This window comes from Candidatus Chryseobacterium colombiense, assembly GCA_029203185.1.
Taxonomy (GTDB): domain Bacteria; phylum Bacteroidota; class Bacteroidia; order Flavobacteriales; family Weeksellaceae; genus Chryseobacterium; species Chryseobacterium colombiense.
In genome coordinates this window covers 2,486,840-2,502,410 of sequence record CP119310.1, presented here as the reverse complement: position 1 = coordinate 2,502,410, position 15,571 = coordinate 2,486,840, and the positions used below count along the sequence as shown (strand labels likewise).

Here is a 15,571-nt window from a genome sequence, read left to right as displayed (position 1 = left end):
TTGATACAAATATAAGGCTTAAAACATAAGCTTTAGACAACGTTATTTTTAATAATTTGAAAATTAAATTACGAAAGCTAAAAAAAATGATGAAGTTTTTAAAAAAAATCATAATTTTAGGCCTTGAAAAAATTGATATATGAAGAAATTAGCATTGCTATTTGCAGGTTTATCATTATTATCTATCTCAGCTTGTAAAGATGATAATACTGAACAAGTATATCCGCTGGTTGGGACATGGTCTCCAATTAAGGAAGTAAGAACAACCGTTCAGTCTTCGGGAGCTGGTGTTTCAGATGAGATCAGTTATACTGATTGTGAAAAAGCTTCCAGATGGGTTTTTAACGAAGGTTCTACAGGTAAAAGAAAAGATAGTGATGATGATGCGGCAAACCCGGGACAATGTATTGTGTCTCCAGACCGTATGTTTACTTATACATATAATGAAGATAAAACGATCCAGATAAAATATGTGGGAACAGTTGAGCCGGACAAAGGAAAAGTAACCCTTCTTAATGATACTACATTAAATCTTACGATTGAAGATAAAACTGATCCGACCAAATATTCTTCAATAACCTATACCATGAAGAGAATTCCACAATAAGTTAATTTTATTATTGTTAATATATTAAATCCTGTCTTATGATGGGATTTTTTTCTTTTGTATAAATGGTTTGTTAATTATTTGATAATTTTATTGATTGGGGTGCAGTATTGTATAGTACAATTAGCTAACTTTGATTCACTAAAATCTTTGTAATGCCAAGTTTAACTCCTAAAACATCTGCCTTAGGCTTTTTTAATGCATATCATCTGCTGAGAAGAACGACCTATAACATCACAAAGGCAAGAATAAATTACTTTGCAGCAAAAACTCCGGATCAGGCTCTGAATGAACTGTTTACTTTTACGGCGCCTTCACCACCCAGTCCTCTTAATAATAATGGGGAAACCATTGTTCCTACAGTGGCAAATCCTACGATTACTGATACTTTAAATACCGCGAATTCTGTGGTGTATGATAATTACTGGTGGATGTATCAGGCAATGAAAGACCCTTCTGCACAATATAAAATTGTGTATTGGTTGCATTTGCTTTTTGTAACGGATAATGATGCAAGTTTTTTTACCAACTTTGATTATAAAGAGCTTTTAAGGTTTCATACCAACGGAAGTTTAAAAGATTTGGCAATAAGAATCACGCTGGATCCCAGAATGCTTATTTTTCTCAATAACAACGTAAATAAGAAGAATAGCCCGAATCAAAACTATGCAAGAGAGTTTTTAGAACTGTTTACGATCCTTAAAGGACCTCAAATGGGAACGGGAAATTATACCAATTATACAGAAACCGATGTGCAGCAAGCCGCAAAAGTTTTAACAGGTTTTACTTTAACTTCTGCTACTCAGCTTAATAAAACGGCAAGGCTTAATACTGTAGATTCTGTCACTCAGCTTCCGAAAGGATATATAGATGTTACTACTCATGACATCACCAATAAAACATTCAGCAGTGCTTTTGGAGGAACGGTAATTACCGGAGCTAATACTGTAAGTACTATTCAGACGGAGTTTGAAAGCTTCATAACTATGATTTTTAATCAAGATGAAACCGCAAAAGCATATTGCAGAAGGATGTACCGTTATTTTGTGGGAAGAAATATTACCAGCGATATAGAAACAAATATTATTGTTCCTTTAGCGGCTACCCTTAAAACGAATGGTTATAATATTTTGCCGGTGCTTAGAATATTGCTGTCCAGTAAACATTTTTATGATGAAGAAGATTCTGTTGCAGGAGATCAAACCATTGGTTCATTAGTGAGAAGTCCTTTGGAACTGTATTTTCATATGTTTTCTTTACTTCAGCTTTCAACGCCTTTGTATGCCACCAATCCAAGTTCATTGCATAGCTTTTTATCAACAATTTCCAGTTATGCTCAAAATTCGGGAATGCCTGTTTTCAGACCGCAATCTGTGAATGGTTATGCAGCTTATTCCAGCAGTCCCAACTATGATAAAAACTGGATAACTACTTCTTCTTTAAGGATTCGTTATAATAATTCCATTGATATGTTAATCAACGGAACTACCCAAAATGGATTTCTATATAAACTCAATTTGCCTTTGTTCGTGAAGGATAGTGGAAATTTTCAAAATCCTGCCGATGCTGTGCAGTTGGTTTCGGAATTCTGTGAACTTCTTTTTGTTGATTTTCCACCTGCCACAAGATTGGATTATTTTAAATCAGTTTTCCTTAATGGTCTGAGTGTAATCAATTGGCAAAATGAATGGAATAATTATCTTACTACCGGAACGGCTACCAATGTGAAAATTCCGATTGATCGCTTAGTGAAAGCACTTATTAAATCTCCTGAATTTCAAACTATGTAATTATGGACAGAAAAAAGTTTTTGCAGTTGATTTCTATGGCAGGCGTTGGAGCTCCCTTTTTATTGAATGGAATGCCTTCCCGTGTCATGAATCAGTTTCTGGATTTTAATGTAAGTTGTGATCCTGTGAACGAACGTGTTCTGGTTATACTAAGATTGGCAGGAGCAAATGACGGTTTGAATACGGTGATTCCGATAAATCAATATGATACGTATGCTAATTTAAGACCCAATATTAAGATTAGTAACACAGGAACAGGAGCGTATATTCCTTTAGATAGTACGGTTGCTATGACTAAACAGGTGGGGCTGCATCCGTCAATGACGGGATTTAAATCTCTTTACGACTCAGGTAAATTAACTTTACTGAACGGTGTTGGCTATCCTAATCCCAATTACTCCCACTTCAGATCAGAAAATTTAATGTTTTCCGGAAAAGACGGTTCGAATAATAATCCGGATCTTTTGGATGGTATATTTGGGAGATATCTGGGTGCTTTATATCCTGGATTGGCCGGAAATCCTACCACACAAAGTCCTGATCCTTTAGCAATACAATTGGGAAATTTAAATCCAAGTTTGTTTTATGAACATACAACAGAGAAAAATATAGAATATAACCTTACGGGGTTTCAGACTTCTTTGTTTACCAATTTATTTGTAAATGTAATTCCGACTCAGTCAGAATACAATGATCTTTTAGATTATATAAAAAATGTTGCGAGTAGTATGGACAGTTATTACAATAGAGTGATGCAGGTTTTCAATGCCGGAAATAATTCTACCACAACTTATCCTGCTTCCACTTTGGCAAAACAACTAAAAACGGTGGCAAGATTGATAAAAGGAGGCAGCAAAACGAAAATTTTCCAAGTGAATTTGGGAGGTTTTGATACCCATGTTAATCAGATTCAGTCGGGGAGTACACAGTTAGGAAGCCATGCTAATTTATTGGCAGATATTTCAAATTCAATTCAGGCTTTTCAGGCTGATGTTGAAGCGTTGGGAATCGGGCACAAAATTATGACGGTTACCTTTAGCGAATTTGGAAGACAGGTAAGAGAAAATGCAAGCTTAGGTACTGATCATGGAGATTTAGCGCCGTTTTTTATTGTTGGAAATGGTTTGAATTCCGGGATTATGGGAGATCATCCTTTATTTACTAATGCTACAAGCTATTACTACAATCAAAACCAGCGAAAATTTGATTACCGCCAGATATTTGCATCCCTTCTGCAAGATTGGTTAGGTGCTGACTCAGGACTTATCACTTCTACCGAATTACAGGATTTTGTAACACCGGCCAATAAAATAAATTTAATTTCAGCATCCAGTACGGCTACTGCAGTTTGTGCAACTTTAGGAACGCGGGAAGCGATAACAAAAAATAACATTAAAGTATATCCAAATCCGGCAAAAGATTTTCTTGAAGTAGATTTTGGAAATAATATGTCGGGAGAAAATGCAACATTTGCTTTTTATGATGCTTCAGGAAGAGAAGTGCTTTCAGATGCACATGGAATTAATCAAGGGAAGGCAAAATTGTTTGTAGGGAATTTACCTAATGGTAATTATGTGTTACGAGCTAAAACTACAGAGATAGAATTTACAACTAAGATTATCATTGCTAAATAACATGAAAATAATATTTAAGTTTTTTCTTTTAAAAAACTTAAATTTGTACTTTATATAAAATTATAGAATGTTTTACGATCATCAGCAGATAGAAAAAAAGTGGCAGAAATACTGGGAAGACAATCAAACATACAAGACTTCCAATACTACAGACAAACCCAAATTTTATGTTCTCGATATGTTTCCGTATCCTTCCGGAGCAGGGCTTCACGTAGGTCACCCGCTTGGATATATTGCTTCCGACATTTATGCGAGATATAAAAGACATCAGGGTTTCAATGTGCTTCACCCGGTTGGTTATGACAGTTTCGGGCTTCCTGCTGAACAGTACGCTATTCAGACGGGGCAACATCCTGCGATTACTACTGAGCAAAACATTACTAGATACGAAGAGCAGTTGAGAAAAATCGGTTTCTCTTTCGACTGGAGTAGAGAAGTAAGAACTTCCGATGCTTCTTATTATAAGTGGACGCAATGGATCTTTATTGAACTTTTTCATTCATGGTATAATAAAGATACAGATAAAGCAGAGTCTATTTCAACTTTAATTAAACGTTTTGAGGAAAAAGGAACGGAGGGATTAAATGCTAATCAGAATGATGAATTGAGTTTCACAGCAGAAGAATGGAATTTCGCCTCCGAAATGGATAAAGAAGATATTCTTTTAAATTATCGTTTAGCATACAGAGCAGAAACGACCGTTAACTGGTGTCCTGCATTGGGAACAGTGTTGGCTAATGATGAAGTAAAAGATGGAAAATCCGAAAGAGGAGGTTTCCCTGTTTTCCAAAAGAAAATGATGCAGTGGAGCATGAGGATTTCTGCTTATTCCGAAAGATTACTACAAGGTTTAAAGACTTTGGACTGGCCACAACCTTTGAAAGATTCTCAGGAATACTGGATCGGGAAATCTCAGGGAGCACAGGTGAAATTCAATGTTGATGGTCATGACGAAATTGTTGAGGTTTTCACGACAAGACCTGATACAATCTTTGGAGCAACTTTTATGGTATTGGCTCCTGAAAATCCTTTAGTGGAAACTATTACTACAGCGGAAAAAAAAGCTGAAGTAGATACTTATATTGAAGAAACTTCCAAAAAATCTGAAAGAGACAGAATGTCTGACGTGAAAAACGTTTCAGGTGCTTTTACGGGAAGTTACGCAATCAATCCGTTTAGTGGCGAAAAAATGCCGATCTATATTTCAGATTATGTTTTGATGGGGTACGGAACGGGAGCTGTAATGGCTGTTCCTGCACATGACGAGCGTGATCACAGATTTGCGAAGAAATTTAATTTAGAAATTAAAAAAGTGGTAGAAACTGACGAAGATGTTCAGGAAGCTTCTTTTGATTCTAAAGATTCGGTTTGTGTGAATTCTGATTTCTTAAACGGGTTAAAATATGATGAAGCAAAAGCATTAATTATTGAGGCGATTGAGAAAAAAGGAATAGGTCACGGAACAACAAACTACAGACAGCGTGATGCGATTTTCTCAAGACAAAGATATTGGGGAGAACCGGTTCCTATATATTATAAGGATGGAATGCCATATACACTGCCAACTTCTGCATTGCCTTTGGAACTTCCTGAAGTTGAAAAATATTTACCGACTGAAGATGGAGATCCTCCATTAGGAAATGCAAAAACTTTTGCCTGGGACGAAGTGAATCAAAAAGTTGTTGATACTGATTTAATCGACGAAAAAACGGTTTTTCCTTTAGAACTATCTACAATGCCGGGTTGGGCCGGAAGTTCTTGGTATTTCTTAAGATATATGGATCCTAATAATGATGAGGTTTTCACAAATAAAAACCTTTCAGATTATTGGGGACAGGTAGACTTGTATATCGGAGGAAGCGAACACGCAACCGGTCACTTATTGTATTCCCGTTTCTGGAATATGTTCTTAAAGGACAGAGGATATATCAATCATAATGAACCTTTCCAAAAATTGATCAACCAAGGGATGATTTTGGGAATGAGTGCTTTTGTTTACAGAGTTGATGGAACCAATCAATATGTATCTAAAAATTTAGCAAAAGATTATAAAACACAGGCAATCCACGTTGATGTGTCTTTATTAAAAGGTACAACAGACGAATTAGATACTGAAGCTTTCAAAGCTTGGAGGCCGGATTATGCAGATGCGAAATTTATTTTGGAAGACGGAAAATACATCACAGGTCGTGAAGTAGAAAAAATGTCTAAGTCTAAATATAACGTAGTAAATCCAGATGATATCTGTGAAGAATACGGAGCAGACGGTTTAAGATTGTATGAAATGTTCTTAGGTCCGTTGGAACAATCCAAGCCTTGGAATACGCAAGGTTTGAGTGGAGTGTACGGTTTCCTGAAAAAATTCTGGAATCTGTATTTTGACGGAGATAATTTCTCTGTTTCTGATGAAGAACCTACCAAAGCAGAATATAAAGTTTTACATACCTTGATAAAGAAGGTAGTGTATGACATTGAAAACTTCTCTTTCAATACTTCTGTGTCCTCATTTATGATTGCCGTAAATGAATTACAAAAAATAAAATGCAACAAACGCAATATTTTAGAACCTCTTGCCGTTATCATTTCGCCATATGCACCTCACATCTGTGAAGAGCTTTGGAGTTTGCTAGGTCACAACGAATCTATCGAATTTGAGAAATTCCCTGTATTGAACGAGGATTATTTGATAGAAGATGAAATTGAATACCCGGTAAGTGTGAATGGGAAAATGAAATTTAAAATTTCACTTTCGGCACAGCTTTCGGCTAAAGAAGTTGAAGAATTAGCGCTTCAGAATGAAAAAATGGTACAAATATTGGAGGGTAAAACACCTAAAAAAATCATTGTAGTGCCTCGTAAAATTGTGAATGTTGTGATTTAAAAAAAAATTAACATTGGTAAAATAAAAAAAAAAGTAGGGTAATTTTTTTAAATTTTCAATATATTATTTAAAATGAAATAATATTGCCAAAAAAATAAAGAATAATTAAGATTTTGAAATTGATTTAAAATTTATCGATCAAAAAAAAGCGAATTGTTTATTTAAAATAATTGCATTTTAATTAATTTTGCCTTTAATTTACAGCCTCAAAAAAATTTAAAACAATATAATTTAGTTAAATATGGAAATGAATGTTTCAAAAAATGATGAGCAAGTAGTTGCTAAAAAAGCAGGAGGTTTAAACCCGGCTGTTATTATTCCTATCATCTTAGCAATAGGAATTTGTATTTATTTATTCGTTTTGGGGAATCCTGGGAACTTTAAGGATTCAGAAGCAATTGCTAAGAATGGAGGAGGATTATCTGTAGCATTTTCTAGTACCCCTGGGAAAGATATTCACCCTAGTGATGATTCATTTATTGGAATTATTTATAAAGGAGGTGTAATTGTACCGATATTGATTACTTTTATGCTTACTGTAATAGTGTTTTCTATAGAAAGAGCACTTGTTCTTGGAAGAGCTGCTGGAAAAGGAAACTTGGATAACTTCGTAGTACAAGTAAGAAGCTTACTAAACCAAAACAAAATTGATGCAGCTTTAGAAGAGTGCGACAGACAAGAAGGTTCTGTTGGTAATGTAGTAAAAGAAGGTCTTACTACCTACAAAGCTTTAGCTCACGATACAACTTTAAACAAAGAGCAAAAAATGGTAGCTCTTAACAAAGCGATCGAAGAGGCTACAACTCTTGAAATGCCAATGTTAGAGAAAAACATGATGATCCTTTCTACTTTAGGTACTGTTGCAACGTTAGTAGCATTATTAGGTACGGTAATCGGGATGATCAAGGCGTTCTTCGCATTAGGTTCTGGAGGAGGTACTCCTGACGCAGCTGCACTTTCTACTGGTATCTCTGAAGCATTGATCAACACTGCATTAGGTATTGGTACTTCAGCTATCGCTATCATCCTTTATAACTTCTTTACTTCTAAAATTGACGGATTAACTTATAAGATCGACGAGATCGCTATGAGTATCCAGCAGTCTTTCGCTGAATTCAATTAAGAATTAGCAAGGAATTTGTAGTAAGTAAAAAGAAGTTTAATTAAAAATTATTAATAATGGCGAGAGTCAAACCAAAAAGACATGGAGTAGTTACGGATATGACGGCAATGTGTGACGTTGCGTTCCTACTACTTACGTTCTTTATCTTGACCACTCAGTTTAAAAAACCTGACGTGGAGCAGATCAAACCGCCATCTTCAATATCAGAGAAGTTACTTCCTGATGCAAGTTTGATGACTATCAACGCTACTCCGGACGGGAAATTTTATTTCCAGCCAGTAGAAAATGCATCTGAGAGATTACAGCTTTTAGACAATATGGGTAAAAAGTATGGGATTACTTTTGACAATAAACAAAAAGCTGCATTCCAAAAAGTACAAGCGATTGGGGTTCCTATGAACCAACTTAAGAGCTATCTTGATTTGCCAGATGACGAGCAAAAGAATTTCAAGAGTCCTACAGGGATTCCTATGGATAGTACAAATAAGCAATTAGTTGACTGGGTACAGCAAAGTTTAAGTGTTAATCCTGATTACAAATTAGCAATCAAGGGTGACGTTACAACTAAATATCCTAAAGTTAAAAGTTTATTTGAAGGTTTAAGAGATATTGATTTTCTTAAATTTTGGTTGATTACATCACAAGAAGGTAAACCTAATGAATAATATCATTTAGAAATGGCAGAAGTACAAGTACAGGAAAAGGGCGCCAAGGGCGGCAAGGTACGCTCCAAGAAGCAGAGTACCAGAGTCGATATGACTCCGATGGTGGACTTAGGGTTTCTATTGATTACCTTCTTTATGTTCACAACTACATTCTCTAAACCGAATGTAATGGATTTGGGTCTTCCGGCAAAACCGAAAGAAAAAGATAAAAAACCACCTCCAACAGAAATTAAACTTTCAAATTCTATCTCTTTATTATTAGGTAAGGACAATAAGATTTTCTGGCATCAGCAAGACAATACGTCTTTAACTGATCAAAATCTTAATGAAACTACTTTTGATAGGGAAGGGATTAGAAAAGTAATTGAGCAGGCAAAAGCAAACGCGGCTGATAAAAATAAGTTTACTGTGATTATCAAACCGACTGACGATGCTGTATATAAAAACTTTGTAGATATTCTTGATGAAATGGCGATTACCAAAAGCGAACAGTACGGGGTTACTGATCTTAAGCCTTGGGAGAGAGCGATTTACGATAGAAAAGTTGGTAACTCTGGAGCTGCTGCAGCACCGGCTACAAAGTAATTTAAACCATAAAATTGTAAATCTATGGCAAATGAAAATGTATATGATCCTAATCTTACCTTAGATGAGATTGTATTTGAAAATAGAAACAAGGAATATGGTGCATACGATTTAAGACATCAGTATCCAAGACTTCTGACGAAATCTTTTATCGTTGGAACAGCATTATTCCTTATTGCGGCTTTGTCTCCTTTCATTTATCTTACCATTAAGAGACTTACTGCTCCTCCTAAACAAGAAGTGAAGGCGGATTTGGTAGAAATTCTTCAGGAAGATAAAATTATTGAGCAACCCAAAGAAAAAGAACCACCTCCACCACCTCCACCTCCAAAAGAGGAAAAAATTGAGGTAATTCAGAATGTGGTTCCGGAGCCTGTAAAAGCTCCGAAAATTGAAACTCCACCACCACCAATTTCTAAGCAATTAGAAACAACAACAGGTTTGGTAAATCAGGAGGGGGTAAAAGCTCCGGCTTATACGCCACCACCACCACCACCTTCAACAGGAACTAAAGCTTCTACAGCTGAAGTTAAACCTCAGGTAAACGAAAACCAGGTTTATACAGAGGTAGAACAAACTGCGGAATTTCCAGGAGGTATCAATGCCTTCAGAAAGAAAGTAGGAGAGAATTTTGATACTTCTGCAATCGAAGGAGCTAATGGTGTAGTAAAAGGAGAAGTTACTTTCGTTGTTGAAAGAGATGGAAGTATAACAGATGTTAAAGTTACAGGTTCAAACTCTGACTTTAATGCTGAAGCAGTGAGAACTGTTAAATCAATTAAAAACAAATGGGCGCCTGCTAAGATCAATGGCCAGTCTGTACGTTACAGATATAGACTACCTCTAGCAATGCAACCACCAGAATAATTTATTTTTAATATTAAATAATATCTAAAAAAGAGAAGCGATTGCTTCTCTTTTTATTTTTTTTGGTATTTTTGTCTTATGATGTTCAAGTGGTTATCCTTAATAACAGGATTTTTTTATATTGTTTTAGGTATTGTTGTAATTATTTACAAGTTCTTTGTAGTTACCTTAGAACCGACAATTGCCTATCCATTGGGGGCTGTTTTGGTACTTTACGGGATATTTAGAATTTACAGAGCAATATCCCAACTAAAAAAAAAATAAAGATGAATAATTCTCTTAAAATAGCTTTAATAATTGTTATAACTATTCTTTCAGGCTGTTCAAAGAAAAAAGAAAGTTCACCATCATACAATAAAGGAGATCTTACCATTCTTACTGACGAATCTTTCCAAAGTGTTACAGAAGCCTTGGCAGAAGGATATATGATTAATTATCCTGAAACAAAGTTGAAAGTAGTAACAAAAAAGGAAGATTTAGGATTTCTTGATTTATTAAATGGTAAAGCGAGAATTGTTGTGATGTCGAAAGAGCTTTCTCCTGATGAAATAAAAGAATATGAAAAACAAGTAGAGCTCAAGTTTTTGCCGGCTAAATTTGCTGCAGACGCAGTTGTATTTGTAGTTCCTAATACTTCGTCTAAAAAGTCAGTTTCTATGGACGAAATCGAAAAAGGATTACAATCAGAAGAAAAAGAATTTATTTTTGACGGAACCAATTCAAGTAATTTGAATTTTGTGGCCCAAAAACTTCATAAAGAACCTAAAGATCTTAAATTTTCAGTAATTCCGGGAAGTAAAAATCTTATTGAAGAACTGAATAAATTTCCTAATAAAATAGGGGTTATTGGATTGAATACATTTAGCAGACCTTATGATAAAGCTTCTATAGAATTAAGAAATAAAGTTAAAATTCTGAAGGTAGAGAATAAAGGGCAACTTTATACCCCCGATTATTCTGGAATGAGGGAGATGAAATATCCGTTTACCAGAATACTGTATTTTTTAGCTAATGAAGGTAACTTTAATATTGCTAATGGCTTTATAAGATTTTCTTGTACGCAGCTAGGACAAATGATTGTTCAGAAAGAAGGGTTACAACCTTACAATATCTATAAAAGAGAGGTTCAAATGCGTTAAAAATATATAATAAAAATAATTTTCATGACATTAATCATTTATTTTGGTCTGAAAATTGTCTTTAGATTATTCTAGGTTTTTAATTTACAAATATAAAATGAAAGATATAATGATTATGAATGTAAAAAAGATTGCTTTAGGAGCAGCAGTAGTATTTTTTACCAGCTTCGCAACAGCACAGACATTGCAGGATGGTATTAATAGTATAGACAGTGATAAATTTGCTCAGGCAAAGACAAATTTCACTCAAATGATTGCTAAAGAACCTAAGGCAGAAAACTATTTTTACTTAGGGAACACTTTTCTAAGACAAGGTGAACCCGATTTTGCAGCAGCTACAGAAAATTTTAATAAAGGTTTGGCCGCTGATGCTAAAAGTTATTTAAATAAAATTGGTCTGGCTACAGTTAAATTAGGTAAAGGAGACAAGTCTGCTATTGCCGAAATTCAGAAAGTAGTTGCAGATTCTAAGGAAAAAGACGCTGAAGTTCTTTTCAGAGCGGCGGAAGCTTTAACTTTATTTGAAAAAAATAATGCGCCAGATCTTGCTATAGATTATTTGAATAAAGCTGTAGAAAAAGCACAGAAAAAAGGAGTTCCTGCCTACTATTATTATACATTAGGGGATGCTTACAGATTAAAAAGAATTCCAGGAGATGCAATGACGGCTTATGATAAAGCTTTACCATTAGCAACCAATAAGGCTTCTGTTTATACCAGAATAGGAACTTTGTGGATGGCGGCTCAACAATGGCAGCAGGCTAAAACAAGCATTGAAAAAGCTATTGCTACAGATCCTTCTTATGCACCTGCTTATAAAGCAATGGCTGCTTATAATATCAGATATCAGCAAAATGATAAAGCGACTCAGGACCTTATTAACTATACAAAATATGCAGATGAAGATCCGTATACTCAGTTAGAAATTGCCAAACTTTATTTTACAAATGAAGATTTTGTCAACTCTAAGCAGGTTTTGGATAAAATATTTGATAAGATTAATGATCCGATTAAGTTTAAATTAAGAGCATATCAGTTATTCGCTGAGGGTAACTATGTGGAAGCTAAACAAAACATGGATAATTTTGTATCTCAGGCTGAGAAATCAAGAGTTCAGCCTGCAGATCAGGGATTACAAGGTCTTATTGCAGCAGGATTGGCAAAAACTGAAAAAGATGCAGCCAAGAAAACCGCTTTAACAAATGAAGCACAACAAAAAATTGCGATTGCAAAAGCTGCTAAAGATGAGACAATGAAATGGGATGTCGAATTGATGAAAATTTCAGGTGGTGGAGCTTCGCAGGCAGCTGTAGATGCAGGACCGACAAACCCGACAATTGAAGCTCTTAAAAAACAAGTTGCTGCAAACGCACAAGATTCAGATGCTTTATTTAAGTTAGCAACAGCTTATCAGGATGTTAAAAACTGGAACGGAGCTATCGTAACGTGGCAGAAAATGAGCGCGCTTCTTCCTGATTGGGCTCCTGCTTATTACAGTCAGGGATATTCTTATCAGCAAGCCGGAAATAATGATGCCGCAAAAATGGCTTATGAGAAATTCATCAATACAGTAAAACCTGCAGATAAAGAAGCGAATAAGCAGACTCTTGCATATGCTTATTTTGCTGTCGCATATATGAGTAAGGATTCAGATCTGGCAAAAGCGAAAGATTATGTTGCTAAATCTGTTCAATTAGATCCTACTTATCAGGATGCTGTAAAATTGAATGCAGAAATCAATAAATAATTTGAATTAATATCATCAAAACTTCCCATTCGTTTCGTTTGGGAAGTTTTTGTTTTAAATCTTATCTTTGAGGATATGAAAATAGATATACTTGCTTTTGGAGCACATCCTGATGATGTAGAACTTGGATGTGGCGGAACTATTGCTAAATTAATTTCAGAAGGTAAAACCTGTGCCATTGTAGATCTTACCAGAGGAGAACTGGGAACAAGAGGAACGGAAGAAATGAGAAAAAAAGAAGCAATGGATGCTGCAAAAATTCTAGGAGTATCAGCACGTGAAAATCTAGGAATGAAGGATGGCTTTTTGGAAAATTCTGAAGAATATCAGATGAGGATTGTAAAAATGATCCGAAAATACAGGCCAGAAATCGTTTTAGCGAATGCGATTGATGACAGACATCCAGATCATGCAAAAGGAGCGAAATTAGTGTCGGATGCGTGCTTTTTAGCCGGATTGAGGAAAATTGAAACAGTTTTGGATGGAGAAAATCAGGAAGTGTGGAGACCGAAGCATATTTTCCATTATATTCAATGGAAAAATATAACCCCGGAATTCTGCATTGATATTTCGGAGCATTTGGATAAAAAAGTGGCTGCATGTATGGCTTTCAAAACTCAGTTCTATGATCCGTCTTCTAAAGAACCCGAGACACCTATTACATCAAAAGACTTTTATGAGAGTTTAACTTACCGAGCTCAGGATTTAGGGCGTTTGTCGGGAGTTGCTTATGCTGAGGGCTTTACGTCAGAAAAGCTAATTTCTTTGAAAAATTTTGATGGAATTGTTTGGTAATTGAAAAATCTTCTCTATATTTGCACTCACAAAACGGTGATTGTAGCTCAGTTGGTTAGAGCGTCGGATTGTGGTTCCGAAGGTCGTGGGTTCGAGACCCATCATTCACCCAAAAATCGAAAATCCTGCTAGATTTAGCAGGATTTTTTTTATTTCTATAATGGCTTAATTTACCATTTATTAATTTCTATTTATCATAAACTGTTCGTTATTAATTATTCTTAGTTCATGTTTTTGTTACATATTAAATTTATTGTATATAAATATGAACTCTATTAATATTCTAATTGTTTAAAATTTTCTGAGTATTCTAAATATAATTATGAAGGGATAAAATCTTATAATTTGTGTATGTTTTGATACTCAATTAAAAATTTATATTGAGTATATTGATTTGAGACTGCTTCATAAAACTCTTCTGCGGTTTCTTCTGATGATGTTTCAAGGCTAATAATTCCCTTTTTGACGTTAAGAGCTTCTTTGTACAAATCGGCTATTAAGTTAAAATTTTGATGTACAACACTGAAAATAGGATATGGATTTTTACGAATAATTGTTGCGATGGTTTCCCAATATTCTTTCTTTACATGAATTATTACCTTATTATGATCTTTTACCACTTTATCAAACATAGTGGTGGGAATAAAGTTTTTTTCTTTGGTGTTATATTGAATAGCAGCTAATGTCCATTTGTTATACTCTTTGTTGTGTCTCAGTACAGGTATGCAATCTGCAGGAAGTTCTTTCAGTAATCTGTTAATATATATTTCACGCATCATTTTCGGATCTGCATATCCATTGGATATTGCAAGCAAAAAAGGATTATGGGTATTATTCTGAATCTGCATCGCAGGAATGTAATTTGAGGTGTTTTTCTCTGTAAACCTTTGTATAATAGATTTTATTTTTTCGGGTGGATATGGAGTGTAAAATCCATTAATCCTGCTGGAAAGATGCTGACTGAATATGTCTAGATTAATGTTGTCTCCGGCTTTTACATAGAAATCTTCCACATATAATTTTCCTTCTTTGTAAACTTTTACGCTGTCATGCCAGTTTTTAGTAACTTCTCTTAATTCATTAAGTACCTCATCGGATGATATGTTCAGAGGGTCTTCGAAAATTAGTTTTTGCCTGAAAATAATATATTCTTTTTGTTTTGTGGGTAATGTTTGTGCGAGATAAAAATTGGAAAATAAGCATATTAATAAAGGTAGAATGCTAATTCTTGCTTTCATTTGTGTGTAAGTTTATGTATTAATGCTTTCAAGATGAAAGTCTGAAAATATAAATGTTGTTGGGAACGGAAAAGTGTATCAATAAAAAAAGCACCTTTTTCAGATGCTTGTGTTTTTAGTATTCTTTTTTAAACTTCGTCGTCAGAATCTATGGTATATGATTTGCTTTTGAAGTCTTTATCATGTTTTTCTGAAATTACATCCTCACCCTTCTCGTTAATGATGAAATCTGTGGACTCATTAAACATCTCCTGAAAACTTTTAAAATCTTCCTTATAAAGGTAAATTTTATGCTTCTCGAATGTTGCTTCTCCATTCTCTCCGAAGTTCTTCTTACTTTCAGTAATTGTAAGATAATAATCTCCTGCTTTCGTCTCGCGCACATCAAAGAAATAAGTTCTTCTCCCTGCTTTTAACACCTTAGTGAAAATTTCATTTTCATGGCGTTCCTTGTATTCACTCATTGTTAGATATTTTTTAATCTTGTTAAGAACAAATAT

Annotated in this window: 13 protein-coding genes and 1 tRNA gene; 12 read left to right on the top strand and 2 right to left on the bottom strand. The window is 34.7% G+C overall.

The window, feature by feature from the left end:
* Nucleotides 1-139 precede the first annotated feature (139 nt).
* The 12 genes from P0Y62_11125 to P0Y62_11070 all read left to right on the top strand — a co-directional run bounded on the left by P0Y62_11125 (nucleotide 140) and on the right by P0Y62_11070 (nucleotide 13,944).
* Entirely contained in the window at nucleotides 140-607 is a 468-nt protein-coding gene (locus tag P0Y62_11125) for a lipocalin family protein (protein WEK68410.1), read from the top strand.
* 155 nt (nucleotides 608-762) lie between these two features.
* On the top strand, nucleotides 763-2,397 hold the full coding sequence (locus P0Y62_11120; GenBank protein WEK68409.1) for a DUF1800 family protein: 1,635 nt from the start codon (nucleotides 763-765) through the stop codon (nucleotides 2,395-2,397).
* Nucleotides 2,398-2,399: 2 nt separating this feature from the next.
* Nucleotides 2,400-4,031 (top strand): DUF1501 domain-containing protein, encoded by a 1,632-nt coding sequence (locus P0Y62_11115; protein ID WEK68408.1) that lies wholly within the window; start codon nucleotides 2,400-2,402, stop codon nucleotides 4,029-4,031.
* Nucleotides 4,032-4,098: 67 nt separating this feature from the next.
* Nucleotides 4,099-6,912: a leucine--tRNA ligase gene (gene leuS / locus P0Y62_11110; protein WEK68407.1), complete on the top strand. Its 2,814-nt coding sequence runs from the start codon at nucleotides 4,099-4,101 to the stop codon at nucleotides 6,910-6,912.
* Nucleotides 6,913-7,153: 241 nt separating this feature from the next.
* Nucleotides 7,154-8,035, top strand: a complete 882-nt coding sequence (locus P0Y62_11105) for a MotA/TolQ/ExbB proton channel family protein (protein WEK68406.1) — start codon at nucleotides 7,154-7,156, stop codon at nucleotides 8,033-8,035.
* Nucleotides 8,036-8,091: 56 nt separating this feature from the next.
* The gene (locus P0Y62_11100) at nucleotides 8,092-8,700 is read left to right on the top strand and encodes a biopolymer transporter ExbD (GenBank protein ID WEK68405.1); all 609 of its coding nucleotides are present in this window, start codon (nucleotides 8,092-8,094) and stop codon (nucleotides 8,698-8,700) included.
* Nucleotides 8,701-8,712: 12 nt separating this feature from the next.
* Nucleotides 8,713-9,285 (top strand): biopolymer transporter ExbD, encoded by a 573-nt coding sequence (locus P0Y62_11095; GenBank protein ID WEK68404.1) that lies wholly within the window; start codon nucleotides 8,713-8,715, stop codon nucleotides 9,283-9,285.
* Between the two features lie 24 nt (nucleotides 9,286-9,309).
* The gene (locus P0Y62_11090; GenBank protein ID WEK68403.1) at nucleotides 9,310-10,152 is read left to right on the top strand and encodes an energy transducer TonB; all 843 of its coding nucleotides are present in this window, start codon (nucleotides 9,310-9,312) and stop codon (nucleotides 10,150-10,152) included.
* A gap of 266 nt (nucleotides 10,153-10,418) precedes the next feature.
* Entirely contained in the window at nucleotides 10,419-11,291 is an 873-nt protein-coding gene (locus P0Y62_11085) for a substrate-binding domain-containing protein (GenBank protein WEK68402.1), read from the top strand.
* Nucleotides 11,292-11,388: 97 nt separating this feature from the next.
* Complete coding sequence (locus tag P0Y62_11080; GenBank protein WEK68401.1) at nucleotides 11,389-13,038, top strand: tetratricopeptide repeat protein; 1,650 nt, start codon at nucleotides 11,389-11,391, stop codon at nucleotides 13,036-13,038.
* Nucleotides 13,039-13,113: 75 nt separating this feature from the next.
* On the top strand, nucleotides 13,114-13,833 hold the full coding sequence (gene bshB1 / locus P0Y62_11075) for a bacillithiol biosynthesis deacetylase BshB1 (GenBank protein ID WEK68400.1): 720 nt from the start codon (nucleotides 13,114-13,116) through the stop codon (nucleotides 13,831-13,833).
* Nucleotides 13,834-13,868: 35 nt separating this feature from the next.
* A tRNA-His gene (locus P0Y62_11070) sits at nucleotides 13,869-13,944 on the top strand.
* A gap of 227 nt (nucleotides 13,945-14,171) precedes the next feature.
* On the opposite strand, the gene P0Y62_11065 is transcribed toward P0Y62_11070, so the two are convergent.
* Both P0Y62_11065 and P0Y62_11060 read right to left on the bottom strand, forming a co-directional pair.
* The gene (locus tag P0Y62_11065) at nucleotides 14,172-15,071 is read right to left on the bottom strand and encodes a hypothetical protein (protein ID WEK68399.1); all 900 of its coding nucleotides are present in this window, start codon (nucleotides 15,069-15,071) and stop codon (nucleotides 14,172-14,174) included.
* 128 nt (nucleotides 15,072-15,199) lie between these two features.
* Entirely contained in the window at nucleotides 15,200-15,535 is a 336-nt protein-coding gene (locus P0Y62_11060) for a DUF3276 family protein (protein WEK68398.1), read from the bottom strand.
* Between the last annotated feature and the right edge of the window lie 36 nt (nucleotides 15,536-15,571).